This is a genomic window from Nocardioides sp. CCNWLW216 (genome assembly GCF_037120545.1).
Taxonomy (GTDB): Bacteria; Actinomycetota; Actinomycetes; order Propionibacteriales; family Nocardioidaceae; genus Nocardioides; species Nocardioides lianchengensis.
In genome coordinates, this window is sequence record NZ_JBBBBJ010000003.1 from 1 (window position 1) to 17,416 (window position 17,416).

At 72.8% G+C, this 17,416-nt stretch carries 16 protein-coding genes and 1 pseudogene; 4 read left to right on the plus strand and 13 right to left on the minus strand.

Translation table 11 applies throughout. From position 1 onward, the window contains the following. The 4 genes and pseudogenes from V7S47_RS07580 to V7S47_RS07595 form a co-directional block, all read right to left on the minus strand. Window positions 1-213 (minus strand): annotated as a pseudogene (locus V7S47_RS07580) (hypothetical protein); the annotation flags it as partial. Window positions 214-254: 41 nt separating this feature from the next. Beyond that, window positions 255-1,349, minus strand: a complete 1,095-nt coding sequence (locus tag V7S47_RS07585) for an ABC transporter permease (RefSeq protein ID WP_336561008.1) — start codon at window positions 1,347-1,349, stop codon at window positions 255-257. Beyond that, the gene (locus V7S47_RS07590) at window positions 1,346-2,506 is read right to left on the minus strand and encodes an ABC transporter permease (RefSeq protein ID WP_336561009.1); all 1,161 of its coding nucleotides are present in this window, start codon (window positions 2,504-2,506) and stop codon (window positions 1,346-1,348) included. Before V7S47_RS07590 ends, V7S47_RS07585 begins: the two co-directional genes overlap by 4 nt. After that, window positions 2,503-4,035, minus strand: coding sequence for a sugar ABC transporter ATP-binding protein (locus tag V7S47_RS07595; protein WP_336561010.1), 1,533 nt, complete (start codon window positions 4,033-4,035; stop codon window positions 2,503-2,505). Before V7S47_RS07595 ends, V7S47_RS07590 begins: the two co-directional genes overlap by 4 nt. Before the next feature lie 178 nt (window positions 4,036-4,213). Between V7S47_RS07595 and V7S47_RS07600 the strand changes: the two genes are divergently transcribed. Further along, window positions 4,214-5,242 carry a LacI family DNA-binding transcriptional regulator gene (locus V7S47_RS07600; protein ID WP_336561011.1) on the plus strand — a complete coding sequence of 343 codons (1,029 nt, stop codon included), beginning with the start codon at window positions 4,214-4,216 and terminating at the stop codon, window positions 5,240-5,242. A gap of 15 nt (window positions 5,243-5,257) precedes the next feature. Here the strand turns inward: V7S47_RS07600 and V7S47_RS07605 are convergent, their stop codons facing one another. The 7 genes from V7S47_RS07605 to V7S47_RS07635 form a co-directional block, all read right to left on the minus strand. Further along, on the minus strand, window positions 5,258-5,950 hold the full coding sequence (locus tag V7S47_RS07605) for a VC0807 family protein (protein WP_336561012.1): 693 nt from the start codon (window positions 5,948-5,950) through the stop codon (window positions 5,258-5,260). Between the two features lie 88 nt (window positions 5,951-6,038). Continuing rightward, complete coding sequence (locus V7S47_RS07610) at window positions 6,039-7,871, minus strand: bifunctional sugar phosphate isomerase/epimerase/4-hydroxyphenylpyruvate dioxygenase family protein (protein WP_336561013.1); 1,833 nt, start codon at window positions 7,869-7,871, stop codon at window positions 6,039-6,041. Continuing rightward, on the minus strand, window positions 7,868-8,848 hold the full coding sequence (locus tag V7S47_RS07615; protein WP_336561014.1) for a phosphotriesterase family protein: 981 nt from the start codon (window positions 8,846-8,848) through the stop codon (window positions 7,868-7,870). Before V7S47_RS07615 ends, V7S47_RS07610 begins: the two co-directional genes overlap by 4 nt. Further along, on the minus strand, window positions 8,845-9,876 hold the full coding sequence (locus V7S47_RS07620) for a DctP family TRAP transporter solute-binding subunit (RefSeq protein ID WP_336561015.1): 1,032 nt from the start codon (window positions 9,874-9,876) through the stop codon (window positions 8,845-8,847). Before V7S47_RS07620 ends, V7S47_RS07615 begins: the two co-directional genes overlap by 4 nt. 1 nt (window position 9,877) lies before the next feature. Continuing rightward, on the minus strand, window positions 9,878-10,804 hold the full coding sequence (locus V7S47_RS07625) for a shikimate dehydrogenase (protein WP_336561016.1): 927 nt from the start codon (window positions 10,802-10,804) through the stop codon (window positions 9,878-9,880). Then, window positions 10,801-12,075 (minus strand): TRAP transporter large permease, encoded by a 1,275-nt coding sequence (locus V7S47_RS07630; protein WP_336561017.1) that lies wholly within the window; start codon window positions 12,073-12,075, stop codon window positions 10,801-10,803. Before V7S47_RS07630 ends, V7S47_RS07625 begins: the two co-directional genes overlap by 4 nt. A gap of 52 nt (window positions 12,076-12,127) precedes the next feature. After that, window positions 12,128-12,721: a TRAP transporter small permease gene (locus V7S47_RS07635; RefSeq protein ID WP_336561018.1), complete on the minus strand. Its 594-nt coding sequence runs from the start codon at window positions 12,719-12,721 to the stop codon at window positions 12,128-12,130. Between the two features lie 78 nt (window positions 12,722-12,799). On the opposite strand from V7S47_RS07635, the gene V7S47_RS07640 reads away from it, so the two are divergent. Next, complete coding sequence (locus V7S47_RS07640) at window positions 12,800-13,795, plus strand: LacI family DNA-binding transcriptional regulator (protein ID WP_336561019.1); 996 nt, start codon at window positions 12,800-12,802, stop codon at window positions 13,793-13,795. 13 nt (window positions 13,796-13,808) lie between these two features. Here V7S47_RS07640 and V7S47_RS07645 read toward each other — a convergent pair whose 3' ends face one another. Then, window positions 13,809-14,447, minus strand: a complete 639-nt coding sequence (locus tag V7S47_RS07645; protein ID WP_336561020.1) for an isochorismatase family protein — start codon at window positions 14,445-14,447, stop codon at window positions 13,809-13,811. 68 nt (window positions 14,448-14,515) lie between these two features. Between V7S47_RS07645 and V7S47_RS07650 the strand changes: the two genes are divergently transcribed. Continuing rightward, window positions 14,516-15,502 carry a GlxA family transcriptional regulator gene (locus tag V7S47_RS07650; protein ID WP_336561021.1) on the plus strand — a complete coding sequence of 329 codons (987 nt, stop codon included), beginning with the start codon at window positions 14,516-14,518 and terminating at the stop codon, window positions 15,500-15,502. A 32-nt stretch (window positions 15,503-15,534) separates the two neighbouring features. Then, window positions 15,535-16,488: an FAD-dependent oxidoreductase gene (locus V7S47_RS07655; protein ID WP_336561022.1), complete on the plus strand. Its 954-nt coding sequence runs from the start codon at window positions 15,535-15,537 to the stop codon at window positions 16,486-16,488. A 154-nt stretch (window positions 16,489-16,642) separates the two neighbouring features. Here V7S47_RS07655 and V7S47_RS07660 read toward each other — a convergent pair whose 3' ends face one another. Beyond that, window positions 16,643-17,401: an ABC transporter permease gene (locus tag V7S47_RS07660; RefSeq protein ID WP_336561023.1), complete on the minus strand. Its 759-nt coding sequence runs from the start codon at window positions 17,399-17,401 to the stop codon at window positions 16,643-16,645. Window positions 17,402-17,416 lie beyond the last annotated feature (15 nt).

A 17,416-nucleotide genomic window follows, 5' to 3' on the forward strand; every position in this document is an offset into this window, starting at 1 on the left:
CTCGACCGCCTTCTTGCCACCCGCGTTCGAGGTGTCGAAGTAGGCGTTGCCCAGGTTCTTCGGGATGAACGTCACCGTGGTGCCGTCCCCCCCACCGTTACCGCTGCCACCGTCGGCGCTCGACGAGTCGTCGCCACCGCAAGCGGTCAGAGCCAGGCTGGCGACCAGCGTGACAGCCGCGAGGCTGGCAAGTCGTCGGTTCTGGAACTTCATGTTTCTTACCTTTCGATTCCGTCCGGCATCGTTGCCGGATATCAGCTCAGCGACCGCTTGCCGGCGCTGTCCGAGGTGCGGCCCGAGGAGCGCGCCCCCTTGCTCGCGGCGGCCAGACGGCGCACACCGGCGAGAAGACTGGTGGACATCACGGAGAGCACGAGAAGCACTCCGATGACGATGTTGATGATGTTGATGGTCTCGCCGCTCAGGAGCATCGCCCGCTGGATGACGCCGATGAGCAGCACGCCGGCGATGACGCCGTGCAGGGCGCCCTTGCCGCCGAAGATCGACACGCCGCCGAGGAGCACCGCGGCGATGACCTGGAGCTCCAGGCCGACCGAGTTCTCGGCCCGGGCCACGCCGGTGACGAGGGTGGTGTAGATGCCGACGAAGCCGGCCACCGCACCGGAGAGGACGAAGAGGATCGCCTTCGTGCGGGCCACGTTGACGCCGGTGAAGTGCGCGGCCTCGTCGTTCAGGCCGATCTCGAAGACGCCCCGGCCGAACGGCGAGAAGTGCAGCAGCAGCACGAACACGATGGCCAGCACCACGAACGGGATGAGGATCATCGGGTACGGCTGGTCCTCGACGATCCGCTCCTTGGCCAGGTCGGTCCACTTCTCCGAGAAGTCGGTGCGCGACTCGGTGCCGAGCAGACCGGCGGCGATGCCGCGGAAGAGGGCCAGGGTGCCGATCGTGACCGCGATCGACGGCAGCCCGACGTACGCGATCAGGAAGCCGTTGAACGCCCCGCACACCGCGCCGATCACGATGGCCAGCAGGGCGGCCACGGTCATCGACAGGCCCGCGTCGGAGTGCAGCATGCCGAACGCGACGCTGGTCAGACCGACCGTGCTGGCGACCGACAGGTCGATCTCGCCGGTGATGATGATGGCCGTCATCGGCAGCGCCAGCAGCAGGATGCTCGCGGAGTCGCGGAACAGGTAGTACATGGTCTGCGGGCCGTCGAAGTAGTCGACCTGCGAGCGCGAGTAGACGATCGCCGCGATCAGCAGGGCGATCACCGCGAACTCGCGGCTGAAGACCACGCGCTGCCAGAAGGGCCGGGAGTACGCCGCGTAGGTGCGCGTCTTCCGGGCGGACGTCTCGGGGTGGTCGGTCAGGGTGCTCATCGGACGACCTCCTCGGTGTCGGTCGGGTCGGTGGTGCCGGTCTCGTGGCCGGTCTCGTGGTCGGCCGGGGTCCCGGGGACGATGGGGGCCAGCGCGGGCCCGCCCCCCGACCCGGTCGAGGGTGTGTCGGGGCCGTGCTCTCTGGCGGCGATCAGCGCCCGCTCCTGGCGGCTGACCAGGACCCGGTCAAGGACGATCGCGCCGACGATAAGGACACCGACGACGGCCTGCTGCCAGAAGTCGGAGATGCCGAGGACGGGCAGGGCCCGGTTGATCGTGACCAGCAGGAAGGCGCCCAGGGCCGCGCCCCAGACGGTGCCGCTGCCACCGAAGATCGCCACGCCACCGATGACGGCGGCCGCGACGGCCTCCAGCTCGATGCCCTGGCCGACGCTGGAGCTGACGGTGCCGAAGCGCGCGGCGGAGACGACGCCGGCCAGGCCGGCGAGGGCGCCGGAGAGCACGAACGCCGCGAGGATCCGCCGGGTCACCTTCAGGCCGTAGAGCTCGGCCGCGTCGGGGTCGGAGCCGATGGCGTAGAGCTCGCGACCGCCGCGGGCGGTGCGCAGGTAGTAGCCGACGATGACCAGCACGACGACCGCGACGATGGTCAGGATCGGGATGCCGAGGATCGACTCGGTGCCGAGGTCCTTGAACGCGCGCGGCATGTCGCTGGCGTTGATCCGGTCGCTGCCGGCCCAGGTGAGGAAGGCGCCGCGGTAGATGTACATGGTGCCGAGGGTGATCACCAGCGCCGGCACCCGCCCGAAGGCGACGAGGATGCCGTTGACCAGACCCAGCACCGCGCCCATCAGCACGCCCGCGAGCACGACCGCGATGATCGGCAGGCTGGTGTCGACGAACAGGCGGCCCGTGAGGTACGCCGTGAGGCCCAGCGTCGAGCCGACCGAGAGGTCGACGTTGCGGGTCACGATCACGCAGGTCTGGCCGACCGCGAGCAGGATCAGCATCGACGGCGTCAGCAGCAGGTCGCGCCAGCCGGTCGCGCCGAAGAGGAACGAGTCGCTCTTGATCGTCGTGACGGCGATCAGGAGCACGAGCACGATGGCGACGGCGAGCTCGCGGGAGCGCAGCAGCGTCTTGAGCGTGCGGGCCACGGGCGATTCCGCGCTGGGCCGGAGGGTGGTGTCGCTCATGCCGGGACCTCCGAACCGGTGTGGGTGACGGCGTTGGTGGCGGCGAACATGACGTTCTCGGGCGTCGCGTCCTCGCGGGCGATCTCGGCGGTGATCCGCCCCTCGCAGACGACGAGGACGCGGTCGGCCATGCCGAGCACCTCGGGCAGCTCGGAGGAGATCATCAGGATCGCCAGGCCCTGGCCGGCCAGGTCGGACAGCAGCCGGTGGACCTCGGACTTGGTGCCGACGTCGATGCCGCGGGTGGGCTCGTCGATGATCAGCAGCTTCGGCTCGGTGGCCAGCCACTTGGCGATGACGACCTTCTGCTGGTTGCCGCCGCTCATGGTGGTGGCGTGCATGTCGAGGGCGTTGGTCTTGACCTCGAGGCGTCCGGCCCACGGTCCGGCGGCGCGGTTCTCCGCCCGGCCCGTGAGCAGACCCGCGGTCGTCAGGCCGCGGCGGATCACGCCGGCGACGTTGCGGGCGACGGAGGCCTCGGTGACGAGGCCCTGCTTGCGACGGTCCTCCGGGACGAAGGCCATGCCGGCCTTGATCGCGGCGCGGGGGTTGCTCGCGGGGACCCGCTTGCCGAGCAGCTCGACGCTGCCCTCGTCGTACTTGTCCACGCCGAAGACGGCGCGGGCGATCTCGGAGCGGCCGGCGCCGACCAGGCCGGCGAGACCGACGATCTCACCGGCGCGGACCTGGAAGGAGACGTCGCGGAACACGCCGACCGAGGAGAGGCCCTGGACGTCGAGGACGACGTCGCCGACCTCGGCCACGGTCTTCGGGAAGAGGTCGGCGACCTCGCGGCCGACCATCTCGGCGACCAGCGCGTCGACGGTGGTGTCGGCGATCTTCTTGGTGGAGACGTAGGAGCCGTCGCGCATCACCGTGACGGTGTCGCAGAGCTCGAAGACCTCCTCGAAGCGGTGCGAGATGAAGACCAGGCCGCGACCCTCGTCGCGCAGGCTCCGCGCGACCGCGAAGAGCCGCTCGACCTCGACGCCGGACAGCGCGGCGGTCGGCTCGTCCATGATCAGCAGCGCGGCGTCGAGCGAGATGGCCTTGGCGATCTCGATGATCTGCTGGTCGGCGATCGACAGGCCCCGCGCCGGGCGCCGCGGGTCGATGTAGACGCCCAGACGGGCGAAGAGCGCCTCGGCCTCGGTGTACATCGCGGCGTAGTCGATGCGACGACCACGACCGAGGGGCTGGCGGCCCATGAAGATGTTCTCGGTGACCGAGAGGTCCGGGAAGAGCGTCGGCTCCTGGTAGATGACCGCGATGCCCGCGCCCTTCGACTCGGCGGTCGACGTGAAGTCGACGTCCGCGCCCTGGAACCGGAAGGTCCCGCCGTCGCGGCGGTGCACGCCGGCGACGATCTTGATGAGCGTGGACTTGCCGGCGCCGTTCTCCCCGATCAGCGCGTGGATGGACCCCGCGCCGACCGAAAGGCTGGCAGACCGCAGCGCGGTCACCGCGCCGAAGGACTTGGACACGTCCTCCAGCTCGAGGACCGGACCGGCCTGGTGAGCCTGAGTCATTCCTGACTCCCCTGTCTGATTGAAAGGTTTCACTTCAACTCCGGAGACCGTAGGTGACTGCAGTCACAAGCGTCAAGCGCTCGGGCAGAAATCTTCCGGAAATCTGGTTTGGCGACGTGCAGGGGGTGGCAGGTCTATTCTTCGCGCAACGTTTCAAGACGGTTCCTCAGGAGGTCTCATGGTGACGCGCGAAGGCCGCGCCGCGTCCGTCAAGGACGTCGCCGCAGCAGCCGGCGTCTCCCTCGGGACCGTGTCCAACGTCCTGAACCGGCCCGACCGGGTCAGCGCCTCGACCCGCACCCGGGTGCAGGAGGCGATGGCCGAGCTCGGCTTCGTCCGCAACGAGTCGGCCCGCCAGCTCCGCGCCGGCACCAGCCGGACCCTCGCCTACGTCATGCTCGACGCCTCCAACCCGTTCTTCACCGACGTCGCCCAGGGCATCGAGAGCGCGGCCGAGGCCGCCGACCTCTCGCTCGTCCTCTGCAACAGCGGCAACGGGGCGTCGCGCGAGGAGGCCCACCTGGCGCTGCTCCAGCAGCAGCGCGTGCAGGGCGTCCTGGTCACGCCGGTGAACCCCGAGTCCCCGGTCCTCGAAGAGGTACGACGCCGCGGCACCCCGCTCGTCATCGTCGACCGCACCCGCGACGACCGGTCCTTCTGCTCCGTGGCCGTCGACGACCGCCTCGGCGGCCGGCTGGCCGTCGAGCACCTCGTCGACCGCGGCCACACCAAGGTCGCCTTCATCGGCGGCCCGATCCACCTCGGCCAGGTCCGCGACCGCCTCGAGGGCGCCCGTCAGGCCTGGGCCGCGGCCGGGCTGCCCGAGGACGACCTGGTGGTGCTGGCCACCGAGGCCCTCGACGTCCAGGAGGGCCGCAACGCGGGGCAGCGGCTCTCGGGGCTGCCGACGACCCGTCGCCCCACCGCCGCCTTCTGCGCCAACGATCTGCTCGCCCTCGGCCTGCTCCAGCAGGCCATCGGCTCCGGCACCCGGGTCCCCGAGCAGCTGGCCATCGTCGGCTACGACGACATCGTCTTCGCGTCCGCGGCCGCCGTACCCCTGACCTCGGTGCGCCAGCCCCGCCAGGAGCTCGGCCGCACCGCCGCCGAGCTCGTCCTCGACGAGGCGACCAACGACGGCCACCAGCACCAGCAGGTGCTGTTCACGCCCGAGCTGGTCGCCCGGGCCTCGACGCTCGACGGGTGATCTAGACCGATCCGATCAGACGGCGGGGGCCGGGACGGTCGCGCAGTGCAGCAGGCCCTCCTTGCGGGCGACCCGTACGGCGAGGGCGATGGTGCCGGCGACCGCCAGGACGTTCACGGTCTGCAGGGAGGCGTCGCGGACCAGCACGAAGGTCTGCACGTCGAGGGCCAGCAGCATCCACAGGGTGGCGCCGGCCTTGGCCAGGCAGAGCATCGCCCACAGCAGGGTGAGCCGCCAGAACAGCCTCTGGATCCCCGGGCGCAGGTGCAGCTCGTGGTCCATCGGGTAGAAGTCGCCGGCCAGCCGGGCCACCAGCGGCCGGGCGGTGGCCAGCGAGAGCAGGAACGCCGCCGCGACGACGCCGTCGCTGATGATCGGCTGCAGGAAGTACAGGAAGGTGCTGTCGGCGAGCAGCGCGACCACCGTCCGGCCGGTCAGCACGATCGCGGTGAGGATCAGCAGCCCGGAGGTACGACGGCCCGTGACCGCCCGCCACGCGATCGCGCCGTACGACCAGGCGAGCGCGGCGAGGATCGCCGGCCACACGCCGACCAGGACGGTGACCGAGCAGAACAGGCCGGCCGGCACCAGGCAGGCGATCAGCAGGCTCAGCGAGACCCGCTTGACGATGGTCAGCAGGCCGGGGCGTTCGGGCTCGACGAGCGGCTCCGGGGCGACCGGTGCCGTGGTGGTTCCGAGAGAGCTCATGTGGTCCTGCCTGGCCCTACGGGCCGGTCGGGTACTACTGCACGGTACCCACATCGGCAGCGATCGCCGATTCCTGTGCGGAACCGCCTCACCAGCCGGGACGCCGGGACCGCTCGTGCTGGGCGGCCAGCCGGACGGGGGCGTTGGGAGCGCCGTACCCCTCGTAGCCGCCGCGGCGCTGCACCACCTCGAAGAACACCCCGCCGACGGTCTCGGTGTAGAAGTGCGTGAACTCCCCCGCGCCGTCGCGGTCGTGCAGGATCCCGAGGCCGGCGTACTCCTCGAGAGTGGCGTCCGGCAGGTCGAAGCGGGCCTGCAGGTCGTCGTAGTAGCTCGCCGGGACGGGCAGCGGGCGCAGCCCCCGCTCGCGGGCCCGGCGGGCCACGGCGAGCACGTCGTCGGTGGTGAAGGCGACGTGCTGCGGGAAGCCGTCGGGGTGGTCGAAGGCGAGCGGGGCCACGTTGAGCGCCAGGCGTACGGCGTGGTCGGCGCTGCAGACGACCTGGCTGCGGACCAGTCCGGTCGGCGCGGCGACGTCCTGGCCCGCGCCGGCGTCGAGGGCCAGCACGCTGCTGTAGAACAGCACGGCCTCGTCGAAGCGCTGCCAGGGCTGGGCGAGGTTGACGTGGTCGACGCCCGTCAGCAGCGGGACGTCGGCCGGCGGCTCGCCGTCCTCGAACTCGCGGACCCACGCGGCGTCGCCGTCGGCCGGACCGGCCAGGAAGACCTCGGTGCCGTCGGGCGCCCGGAAGGCGGCCAGGTCCAGCTCCCCGGCGAGGGTACGGCGGAACACCGGCGGCGCCTGGAGCAGCCGCGCCCGGGCCGCCGCGGCCACCGGGTCGGCGACCTCGAAGCCGACCGCGGCGAGGGTCGGCGACCAGTCGCGGGCCTGCTGCTCGTTGCAGATCACCCGGGCCCGCCCCTGGGTCCACAAGCGCACCGGCTTGCTGCGGTGCCGGCCGCGGAAGTCGAAGCCGAGCTGACGCAGCAGCACGTCGACCGCGCCGGCGTCCTCGGCCTTGACCTCGACGAAGTCCACGTCGGTCGGCGGCGCGGCGTCGGGCAGCCGAGTGGGGCCGTCGGCGCGGACCGGCGGGTCGGGGAGCCGGGCGACCTGGTCCTCCAGCCAGGTCAGCGACCGGCGCGCCTGGCGGGCCGTGCGCAGCACCTCGGTCTGCCGGAAGGTGTCGTTGAAGACCTCCAGGGACAGCGGCCCGTCGTACCCCGCCCGGAGGACGTGGCCGAGGAAGGCCGGCAGGTCGAAGGCCCCCTCGCCGGGGAAGAGCCGGTGGTGGCGGCTCCAGGACAGGACGTCCATGGTCAGGGCCGGGGCGTCGGCGAGCTGCAGGAAGAAGATCCTCTCGCCGGGGATCTGCTCGATCCCGGCCGGGTCGTGGCCGCGCGAGAGGATGTGGAAGCTGTCCAGGCAGGTCCCGACCGCCGGGTGGTCGGCGAGCTCGACGATCCGCCACGCGCGGCGGTAGTCGTCGACGTACCGGCCCCAGGCCAGCGCCTCGAAGGCCAGGCGTACGCCGTGCTCCGCGGCCGCTTCGCCCAGCCTCCGCAGCTGGCTCGCGGAGACCTCGTCGTCGTCGATCGTCGCCGTCCCGACGTTGCTGCAGACCAGCATGGTGTCGACGCCGAGCCGCTGCATCAGCCGGAACTTCGCCCGCGCCCGGCGCAGCACGTCGGCGAACTCCTCCTCGGTGACGCCCTCGGCGTCGCGGAATGGCTGGTAGAGGTCGAGGGTGAGGCCGAGGCGGCGGGCGAGCGCCGCGACCTCCTCGGGGCCGGCGGCCGAGGCGACCAGGTCGGGCTCGAAGACCTCCACGCCGTCGAAGCCGGCCTCGGCCGCGGCGTGCAGCTTGTCGGTCAGGGTGCCGCTCAGGCAGACCGTGGCGATCGAGGTGCGCAGGCTCATGTCGTCGGCTCCAGGAGTCGGGCGGGGTTGAGCACCAGCAGCTGGTGCAGGTCGGTCTCGGTGGCGCCGCCCTCGAGCAGGCGGGGGACGATCCGGGTCGCGATGGTGTCCATCCGCCAGTGCGGCACGTGCGCGGCCCGCCACGACGGCGGGGTGACCCGGCTGAAGAACGCCGCGTCGTGGGAGAGGACCATCCGCTCGGCGTACCCCTCGCGGAGCAGGGCGAGCACGGTGGCGACCCGCCGGTCGTCGCTCAGCACGTGCTCCATCCCGAAGCGGTCCATGCCGATGGTGGCGCCGGCGTCCATCAGCTCGCGGAGGTAGTCGAGGTCCTCGCTGTCGCCGCAGTGCCCGATCACCAGGCGCTCCGGGGCGACGCCGAGACCGGTCAGCAGCGCCAGCTGGTCGCGGCCGTTGCGGGAGGGCGCATGGGTGTGGGTGGTGATCGGGACGCCGGTGCGCAGGTGGGCCTCGGCGGCGGCCTCGATGACCCGTCGTACGTCGGGGGTCAGCCCCGCCCGGTCGGTGACGACCTTGAGCATCCCGGCCCGGACGCCGGTCCCGGCGATCCCGTCGGTGATGTCCCGGACGAACAGGTCCACCAGCGGGTCCGGGCCGCCGACCAGGCGACCCGGACCGTGCGTGGAGAAGTACGCCGGCAGCACGTCGGCCGTGTAGTAGCCCGTCGACGCGACCAGGTGCACGCGGGTCCGCGCGGCGACCCGGGCGACGCGGGCGACGTCACGGCCCAGGCCGAGGACGGTGAGGTCCACGACCGTGCGCACGCCGAGCTCCCAGAGCCGCTCCAGCCCGTCCACGGCGACCTCGACGGCCGCGGTCTCGTCCCACTCGGGGTGAGGGAGGTTGAGATCGAGCTCGGGATGGCCCACGAAGACGTGCTCGTGGATCAGCGTCGACCCGAGCGCCGCCGCCGGGACCGCTCCCCCGAAGGTCTGGACCTCCCCCGCCGCCGTCACTCGGCCGTGCCCCGGATTGCCTCGTAGACGGCGAGCTGCTCCTCGTCGAAGTTCTCGCGCAGGTAGGCGTCGGCCTGACTGCGGAACGCGTCGACGTCGACGTCGTCGATCACCTCGAGGGCGTCGCCGTCGGCCCACTCGGTGAGGGTCGCCTCCTCGTCCTCGGCGACACAGCCCGGCACCTGCTCGACCGCGCTGTCGACCGCGGCCTGGAGCGCCTCCTGCTGCTCGTCGTTCAGCTCCTCCCAGACGCCGCCCACGATCACCAGGTTGGAGTTCGCCTGGTGGCTGGAGAGGCTGAGGTAGTCCTGCACCTCCTGCAGGTTGCTGGACGCGATGTTGGTGATCGGGTTCTCCTGACCGTCCACCGTGCCCTGCTGGAGGGCGAGGAAGAGCTCCTCGTAGGCGACCTCGGTGGCGTCGGCCCCCAGCGCCTCGGCGTTCATCAGGAACTGCGGCGAGTTCGGGAACCGCATCCGCAGACCGTCCAGGTCCTCCGGGGAGCGGATCGGCTCGTTGGAGGTGAAGTGCCGCATGCCCGCCGACCAGGCGCCGAGCGTGTTGACCCCGGTCTCGTCGGCGAAGCCCTGGATCAGGTCGTCGGAGGCGTCGCTGTCGAAGAAGCGGGCCAGGTGCTCGCCGTCGTCGAACGCGTACGCCGCGTCGACGACCGCGACCGGCTCGTAGACCGCGCCGAGGGCCGAGGCCCCCTGGATGTCGATGTCGATGTCACCGGAGACCACCGAGGCGATCCGGTCGGCGTCACCCCCCAGGCTGCTGGCCGAGAAGATCTCGACCTTCATCCCGACGTCGGCCGCGGCGACCTCGTCGGCGATCACCTGGGCGCCGCAGCGGTGCTGGGGCTGGGTCTCGGTGTAGCTGTGGGCGAGCGAGAGCTCGACCTCGCCGCCGTCGCCCCCCTCGTCGTCGCCGCCGCCGCATGCGGCCAGGGCGAGCAGCGGCAGGACCGCGACGGCGGCCAGGGCCGTCGTCCGTCGGTGTCGCAGGCCCTCGTGTGTGGCTGCCATCTCAATGGTTCCTTTCTCCGGGGTGTTCCCGAGACCTGGGGTCGTCGTGCTGTCCGTGCTGCGACTCCGCCTCGACCAGCTCGTCGAAGTCGTGGAACATCGCGGCCCGGTCGGCCGGTCGGCCGGTGATGAGCTCGAACGCGTCGGCCGCCTGGTGGACGGCCATGCCGGCGCCGGTGAGGGTGCGGCAGCCGCGGTCGGCGGCGGCGCGCAGCAGGGGGGTGAGCAGGGGCCGGTAGACGATGTCCGCGACCCAGAGGTCCGGACGGAGCAGGTCGACCGGGATCGGCGTGCCGGGATGGGCGGCCATCCCGACCGGGGTGGCGTTGACCAGGCCGTCCGCCGCGGCGACCGCCGCGGCGACGGCGTCCGGCCCGACGGTCTCGACCACGAGGTCCTGGTCGGCGCGTCGCCGTACGGAGCCGGCGAGCTCGTCGGCACGGGACGCGTCGGGATCGACGACCACGAGCCGTCGTACGTCCTGGGCGGCGAGGGCGTGGGCGACCGCCGTGCCGGCCCCGCCCGCGCCGAGCAGGACGACCTCCTCGCGAGCGGCGTCCGCCAGGTCGGCGAACGCACGGGCGAAGCCGGTGACGTCGGTGTTGTGGCCCGTGGTCCGGCCCGCGTCGACCAGCACCGTGTTGAGGGCCCCGATCGACTCGACCTCCGGCGTGACCCGGTCGACCAGCGGCACCATCGTCTGCTTGACCGGGTGGGTGACGTTGAGCCCGTCGAAGCCGAGCTCGACCGCGGCGGCCAGCAGGGCCTCCAGGTGACCGCGGCCGAGGGCCGCGTCGGCCAGGTCGACGCTCTTGTAGACGTAGCGCAGGCCCTGGCGGGCCGCCTCGCGCTCGTGCATCTCGGGGGTGAGCGAGGGCCCGATCCCCTGGCCGAGCAGCCCGGCCAGGAACGACCGCCGGCCGGTCACAGCCCGAGCCTGTCGGGCAGGTAGAGGATCGCGTCGGGCCAGAAGATGATGCCGAAGCAGATCAGGAGCAGCGGCACCAGGAAGGGCAGCGAGCCGTAGAACACCTCGGACATCCGGGCCTTGGCGATCGCCTGCAGCACGAAGATCACCGTGCCCACCGGCGGCGTGAGCAGACCGATCATCTGCGAGAGGATCATCAGCACCCCGAGCGCGATCGGGTCGACGTCGTACTGGGCGCTGATGGGCATCAGGATCGGCACGGTCAGGGTCAGCACGGCGATCGCGTCGAGCGCCGTGCCGAGGACCAGCGAGAGCGCGAAGACCAGCAGCAGGAAGACCGTCGCGTCGCTGGTCAGGCCGAGCACCAGCTCGGAGAGCTCCTGCGGCACCCGCTCGCGGGCGAAGACGTAGCCCAGCAGGTTCGCCGAGGCGACGATGAGCATGATCGCGCCCGTCGTCAGGACCGTCTCGGTGAGGACCTTCGGCAGGTCGCGGACCCGCAGCGTCCCGTAGGCGAAGCCCAGCAGGCCCATGTACGCCGCTCCCACGGCGGCCGCCTCCGTCGGCGTGAACCAGCCGCCGAGGATGCCGCCCAGGATGAGGACGGGCGCGCCGAGCGGCGCGATCACCCGCTTGCCGGTGTGGGCGACCCGGGCCCAGCTGAACTCGGTGCGCTGGATGTTGGGGTCGCGGCGGACCAGGAGGAAGACCACGATCGCCAGGCCCAGCGCCATCAGCAGGGCCGGCACCACCGACGCGGCGAAGAGCGCCCCGGTGGAGATGCCGGCCAGGCCGGCGTAGATGACCGCGGGGATGCTCGGCGGCATGACCGGCGCGATCAGGGCGGCGGTGCCGGTGACGCCGAGGGCGAACCGCTTGGAGTAGCCGCTGCGGAGCATCGCGGGGATCTGGATCTTGCCGAGCGCGGCCGCATCGGCCACGGCGGAGCCGCTCATCCAGGAGAAGCCGACGCTGACGCCGACGCTCACGTAGCCGAGGCTGCCCCGGACGCGGCCGAGGAGGGCCAGCGCGAAGTCGAAGAGCCGGTCGGCGATGCCGGCCTGGTTGGCCAGGCAGCCCAGCAGGATGAAGAGGGGTACGGCGAGCAGCGGGAAGCTGGCCGTCGAGTTCGCGACCAGCCGCAGCGCGAGGCCCAGGGACTGGTCGGTCGTGACCATGTAGAGCAGGGACGGGCCGATGAAGGCGAAGGCGATCGGCACCCGCAGCACGAGCAGCGCGGTGATCAGCAGGCAGAGGACGAGCAGGCTCATGCCGGGCCCCCCGCGGAAGCGCAGGCGGAGCGAGTGGTCTCGTGGGGTGATCTCATGCGGTCGGGACCCCCACGACGTCGTCGTAGGTGATCTCGGGGGCGCCGAGGACGGCGTACTGCACGGCCGCGACGAGCGCGCGCACGGTGGTGCTGACGAAGCCGATCAGCGAGATGCCGTAGAGCCAGGACATCGGCATCCCCATGGCCGGCGACCGGAGGATGCCCTGGGTCTCGACGAGCTCGAGCGCCTCCAGGCACAGCGCGTAGCCGACCACCGCGACGACCAGGCAGGCGAAGACCCGCACCACCCGGCGCACCCGCGGGCCGCCGAACCCGTCGACCATCTCGATGGCGATGTGGGAGTCGCTGGTGACGAGCACGCCGGCGCTCACGAAGGTCAGCCAGACCAGGGCGAACCGGGCCAGCTCCCCGGTCCACGGCCAGCCGTCGATGGGCAGGTAGCGCTGACCGGCCTGCACGAGCACCAGGACGAGGATCAGCACCACGGCAGCGGCGGCGATCGCGAGTTCGAGGGCGGTCACCACGCGGACGGACCGGGCCAGCCACCGGGGCGGGTCGGTGAACACGGCGGCGACCCGGCGCACCGCCGGGTGACCGGGCCGCTCGGGAGATGTGTCGGCTGTCACAGCACCGGACCGTAGAGATCCGGCAACAGCGACGACAAGGGGTTGCCAAACAGTTGCCAAGCGCGTTTGAGTGCAGTCGTGAGCGGCCCCACCATCTACGACGTCGCCCGGGAGGCCGGGGTCGCGACCTCGACGGTCTCCCGCGCCTTCTCCAATCCCAACCGCGTGGGAGCCACGACCCGCGAGCGGGTGTTCGCCGTCGCGGCCGAGCTGGGCTACCGGCCCAACCCGCACGCGAGGGCCCTGCTCTCGGGCCGCCACCACACCGTCGCGATGGTGGTCTCCGACATCACCAACCCGCACTACTTCGAGCTGATCCGCGGCGCCGAGCAGCGGGCCAAGGCCTCCGAGTACACCCTGGTGCTGGTCAACGTGGAGGAGTCGCCCCGCGTCGAGTGGGACCAGGTCCAGCGGCTGGTCCCCGCGGTCGACGGGTTCGTGCTCGCCGCCAGCCGACTGCCCGACGAGAACCTCCGGCAGGTCGCCGGTCAGCGCCCCGTCGTGCTGATCAGCCGGGAGCTGCCCGACCTGGCCAGCGTGGTCCTCGACCACGTCGAGGGCTGCCGACGCGTCGTGGAGCACCTGGCCTCGCTCGGCCACCGCGACCTGGTCTACCTCGCCGGGCCGCGCAACTCGTGGATGGCGGCGACGCGCTGGTCCGCCCTGCAGGCCGCGACCGAGGAGCACGGCCTGACCGCCCGTCGGATCGGCCCCTTCACCCCGAAGGTGGCCCAGGGTCCGGCCGCCGCCGACGGGGCGCTGAACGCCGGGGCGACGGCGGTGGTGGCCCACAACGACCTGCTGGCGATCGGCGTCCTGCAGCGACTCGCCCAGCGCGGCGTCCGCGTGCCGGAGGACGTCAGCGTGGTCGGCTTCGACAACATCTTCGCCGCGGACCTGTGCACCCCCGGGCTGACCACCCTCGGCGGCGTGCACGCCGACGTCGGCCGGGTGGCGATGGAGCTGCTGCTCGACGCGGCCGCCCCCGCGGGCCGACCGGAGGAGCAGCCGCGGGTGGTGCTGCCGACCGAGCTGGTCCTCCGGGGCTCGACCGGCCCGGTCCGGGCGCCGTAGCGCCGCGGCGCGGTCAGCCGGCGAAGGCGGCCCGGCCCTGGGTGGCCGAGGTGCCGAGGTCGCTGCCCGCGAGCGGTGCGCCGGCCTCCACCGCCGCGACCCACGCGTCCGTGGAGGCCACGGCCGCGAGGTTGGACTGCAGCAGGACCATCAGCACCTCGTGCAGCTGCTCGGCCGAGACCTTGCCGGCCTCGTTGGCCAGGTGGATGGCCCCGGTGGCGTCGGACAGGACCTCGGCCGCCAGTCCGAGCTCCTCGGCCGAGGCCGCGGTCGCGAGGTCGCAGTTGTTGGTCATGAAGCCGACGATCGTGATGGTGTCGACGTCCCGCTCGGCGAGCCAGGCGGCCACGTCGGTGCCGGCGAAGACGCTCGAGCGGTCCTTGCTCACCCGCTTCCAGGACGGCTGCAAGCGGCGCTCGACGTCGGGGTGCAGCGCCCAGCTCGACGAGCCGACGGCGAAGACCGGCGCACCCTCGGGGAGCTCGTGCTGGACCACGACCACCGGCAGACCCTGCTGCTCGGCGACGTCGAGCGCCCGGACGACGTTGGCCACGGCGGTCGCCCGCGGCGGGTGCTGGATCTGCAGGACGCCGTCGTCGTACTCCTGCTGGACGTCGACGACGATCAGCGCGCGGCGGGGTGCGTCGGTCATGGGGGCTCCTCGGGTTGGGTTTCGTGGGCTCTCGTCCCATCGTGCGCGTCCCGGGGCGACTAGAGTGAGTGGCACGAACGACCACCTTCGATGAGATCGGGCCAACATTGCGCGTCGCCGTCCTGGCTTTCGAGGGCATCACGATGTTCCACCTCGCCGCGCCGCTGCTCGTCTTCGGCGAGGTGACCCGGCTCGGCCTGGACACCGGCTGGACGACGTCGATCTGGACCGCCGACGGCCGCGGTGTCCGGACGGCGGAGGGGGTGTCGATCACCGACGTCGCCGGGCCCGAGGTCGTCGCGGACGCGGACCTGCTCGTGCTCCCCTCCTGGCCCTCCGACCTGCCCGCCCCCGACGACGAGCTGCTCCACCTGGTGCGCGACGCCCACGACCGCGGGACCCGCGTCGCCGGCCTGTGCCTCGGGGCCTTCCCCGTGGCCGACAGCGGGATCCTCGACGGGCGCAGCGCGGTCACCCACTGGGCGGCGACCGACCAGCTCGCCCGGCGCCGGCCCGAGGTCGACGTCCAGGCGGCCGCGCTGTACGTCGACCACGGCGACGTGCTCACCTCGGCCGGCACTGCGTCCGCGATCGACGCCTGCCTCCACCTGCTGCGGTCGCGCATCGGCTCCGCCACGGCCGCGACGGTGGCCCGGCACCTGGTGGTCGCGCCGCACCGCGACGGCGACCAGGCCCAGTACGTCGCCCGCCCGCTGCCCGAGCCGGGCGACGTCGGCCGCCTCGGCCCGACCCTCGACTGGGCGCTGGCCCACCTCGACGAGCCGATGACCGTCGACGACCTCGCGGCCCGGGCCCGGATGAGCCGGCGCCACTTCACCCGCCGCTTCGCGGAGACGACCGGCACCACCCCCGCCCGCTGGGTGCTGGCCCGGCGCCTGGACGAGTCCCGCCGGCTCCTCGAGACGACCGGCTGGTCGGTCGACCGGATCGCGCGCAGCTGCGGGTTCGGCAGTGCGGTCACCTTCCGCCAGAACTTCGCGGCCGCCTACGCGACCACGCCGACGTCGTACCGGCAGCGGTTCACGCCGAGCTGAGTGGCACGACGGCTGCGGGGCATGCTGGCGGCGTGCGGATCGTCGTGGTGGGTGCCGGGATCAGCGGACTGAGCAGCGCGCTGCTGCTGCTCCGGGACGGCCACCAGGTGGTCGTGGTGAGCGCCGAGCCGCCCGAGCGGACCGTCTCCTGGGTGGCGGCCGCCGTGTGGTTCCCGACCGCCGCGGGACCGGCCGACGCGGTGGCCCGCTGGGGCGCGGCGACGTACGACGTCCTCGCGGGCGAGGCGGCCGCGGGCGTGCCGGGCGTGGTGATGCGCGAGTCGCTGGTCCTGCTCCGGGAGCCGCCGGAGCCGGACGCCCCGCCGCCGGACTGGGCTGACGCGGTCGGCGAGGTGCGCCCGGCCCGGCCCGACGAGCTGCCGCCGGGCTACCCGGCGGGGCTGCGGTTCGTCGTACCGCTGGTGGAGATGCCGGCCTACCTGCCGCACCTGGAGGCCGAGGTCGCGCGGGCGGGCGGCACCCGCGTCGCGCGCCGGCTGGAGCGGCTGGACGACGTCCTCGACCTCGCCCCCGACCTGGTCGTCAACGCCGCCGGGCTCGGCGCGGGTGCCCTGGCCGGCGACGACACGATGTTCCCGGTCCGGGGCCAGATCGTGCGGGTGCCCAACCCCGGGCTCGACCTGTCGGTCCGCGACGAGCACCATCCGGGCGGCCGGGCCTACGTCCACCCGCGCACGACCGACTGCATCCTCGGCGGCACCCTCGAGGTCGACCGCTGGGACACCCGCCCCGACCCGGCGGAGACCGCCGCGATCCTGGCCCGGTGCGTCGAGATCGCGCCCGCCCTGGCCGGTGCGCCGGTGCTGGAGACCCTCGTCGGCCTCCGCCCGGGGCGGCCCGAGATCCGGCTCGAGCGGGACGAGACGCTGCTGCCCGTGCCCGTCGTGCACGACTACGGCCACGGCGGCTCCGGCGTCACCGTCGGGTGGGGCTGCGCGCAGGAGGTCGCGGCGCTCGTGTCCTGAGTCGGACGTTCGGTCGCAGCATCCGTGCTCTGAGTGCGCGCATCGCCGGGCGGAGGAGCGACGGCGTGGCGGGTCACTCCGAGTGACGACAACACGGCGAGGTGCGTGCTCAGGGCGCGGAGGCTGCCTGCGAACCTCCGACTCGGGACACGAGCTACTCGTCCGTGACGACGTACGGCGAGCGCCCGGCCACCGTCGTCACCACGATCCCCGAGGTGACCATCGCCAGCACCACGCCGGCGAGCACCACCAGCTGGAACTGCGCCGCCTCGGCCGGGCTCGCGCCGCCGAAGATGGCCCCGACGAACGCCCCGGGGAGGGTGACCAGCCCGGTCGACCGGGTCTGGTCGAGGTTGGGCAGCACCGCCTCGCGGACCGCGACCCGGCCCAGCTCGCGGTGCGCGACCGCGGGGGTCGCGCCCAGGGCCAGCCAGCCCTCGACCTCGTCGCGCCGCAGCCGCGCCGACTCGGCGAACCGACGCCCGCCGAGGGTCGCGGCCGACATCGCGGAGCCGATGACGATGCCAGCGGTCGCGACGACGTACCGCACGTCGAGGTCGACCAGCCGCAGCACCAGGATCAGCCCGAGCGACGTGGTGGCGCCGGCGAGCACCCCGAGCAGGGCCGCGAGCCGGCCCCGCCACAGCCCGCGCAGCCGGCTGCCGGAGGTCCAGGTGGCGGTGGTCAGCATCAGCGCGACGAACCCGACCACCAGGCCGGGTACGTCGAGGACGGCGCGCAGCAGCAGTGCGACGACGCTCAGCTGGACGGCGGCGCGCAGCAGCGCCCGGGCCGGCAGCCACCCCAGTCCCAGCCCGGCGCGCAGGCCGAGGACCACCGTCACCGCGGTCATCACCACGAGGCCGGCGGCGAACCCGACGTGCGCCGCCAGATCGTCCGCCAGGTCGTCCACGGGTCCATCCTGACC

Bases quoted from the DNA above. Each gene is read 5' to 3' on its own strand.
- V7S47_RS07595 (WP_336561010.1), bottom strand. From the start codon at position 4,035: ATGACTCAGGCTCACCAGGCCGGTCCGGTCCTCGAGCTGGAGGACGTG.
- V7S47_RS07610 (WP_336561013.1), bottom strand. From the start codon at position 7,871: ATGAGCCTGCGCACCTCGATCGCCACGGTCTGCCTGAGCGGCACCCTG.
- V7S47_RS07600 (WP_336561011.1), top strand. From the start codon at position 4,214: ATGGTGACGCGCGAAGGCCGCGCCGCGTCCGTCAAGGACGTCGCCGCA.
- V7S47_RS07590 (WP_336561009.1), bottom strand. From the start codon at position 2,506: ATGAGCGACACCACCCTCCGGCCCAGCGCGGAATCGCCCGTGGCCCGC.
- V7S47_RS07585 (WP_336561008.1), bottom strand. From the start codon at position 1,349: ATGAGCACCCTGACCGACCACCCCGAGACGTCCGCCCGGAAGACGCGC.
- V7S47_RS07620 (WP_336561015.1), bottom strand. From the start codon at position 9,876: ATGGCAGCCACACACGAGGGCCTGCGACACCGACGGACGACGGCCCTG.
- V7S47_RS07630 (WP_336561017.1), bottom strand. From the start codon at position 12,075: ATGAGCCTGCTCGTCCTCTGCCTGCTGATCACCGCGCTGCTCGTGCTG.
- V7S47_RS07645 (WP_336561020.1), bottom strand. From the start codon at position 14,447: ATGACCGACGCACCCCGCCGCGCGCTGATCGTCGTCGACGTCCAGCAG.
- V7S47_RS07605 (WP_336561012.1), bottom strand. From the start codon at position 5,950: ATGAGCTCTCTCGGAACCACCACGGCACCGGTCGCCCCGGAGCCGCTC.